This is a genomic window from Prevotella sp. TF12-30 (assembly GCF_003436715.1).
GTDB lineage: Bacteria > Bacteroidota > Bacteroidia > Bacteroidales > Bacteroidaceae > Prevotella > Prevotella copri_A.
This window is the reverse complement of the sequence record NZ_QSQJ01000064.1, coordinates 1-369: the sequence shown is the minus strand read 5'-3', so window position 1 is coordinate 369 and position 369 is coordinate 1. Positions and strand designations below refer to the sequence as shown.

Here is a 369-nt window from a genome sequence, read left to right as displayed (position 1 = left end):
GAAGGCATCCTCGTTCATATTGAAGTTAAGCAAAGCAATTGTGTAAACATGGTTGAGCTTGAAGTCCCATTCACTACCCTTAGGAGCCTGCTCACGGATAGGGAAAGTGGAATAGAACAGGGCACGATCCTTGAAGTAAGTCTGGTATGCATTCTGCATTTCCACGATAAACTTCTCGCCGTTTGCTCCTTCGCAATATACGTCGAAGATGGCCTTGCGGTCGGTGTAGATATCGCCCACGTTCTCCGGATTCAGATACTTCACGTCCTTAACAACCTGTCTGCCATTAAACAAGCTGTTGAGGAAACAGATCAGCAGATCCTTGTTGGGAGCTGATCCGAAAATTCGCTTGAAACCGAAATCGGTCAA

General features: G+C 46.3%; 1 protein-coding gene. It reads right to left on the bottom strand.

Annotated elements, in window-relative coordinates; all coding sequences use genetic code 11:
- Positions 1-369: Rpn family recombination-promoting nuclease/putative transposase (locus tag DXD25_RS17240; RefSeq protein WP_233522348.1), on the bottom strand; the 369-nt coding region annotated here is incomplete at both ends.